A 341-nucleotide genomic window follows, 5' to 3' on the forward strand; every position below is an offset into this window, starting at 1 on the left:
CTATCGCATCAAACCCTTGTGCTTGAATAGCATGGTTGAGATCGACACCGCTACACAATACATGTGAATTACCCGCAAAATCCTTTACTTTGACCGATTCACAGCAGTAGATATGTGGCACATCGTTTTGCATCAAGATGGATATTTGCGCGATGCTAACGTTAAAGTCCGTGTCCTTGGTGGTCATGCGAAAAACCGCCCAGTGCTGGCATGGGTCTTCAACCATCTTCATGTTTCCCCACGGCAGAGGAATACCATTGCCTCTGTACACTGCTTTTAATGTACCTGGGTAGTAGGCATCAAAATAGTGCCAGTGAGGATAGGGAGATACTGCCGTCATG

At 46.6% G+C, this 341-nt stretch carries 1 protein-coding gene; it reads right to left on the reverse strand.

Annotation, left to right across the window (positions count from 1 at the left end; all coding sequences use genetic code 11):
* The coding region (locus AB4585_RS25930) for a DUF3612 domain-containing protein (protein ID WP_372171643.1) at positions 1 to 341 on the reverse strand (341 nt) is incomplete at both ends.

The organism is Vibrio sp. 10N.222.49.C9 (assembly GCF_041474985.1).
GTDB classification, from domain to species: Bacteria; Pseudomonadota; Gammaproteobacteria; order Enterobacterales; family Vibrionaceae; genus Vibrio; species Vibrio crassostreae_C.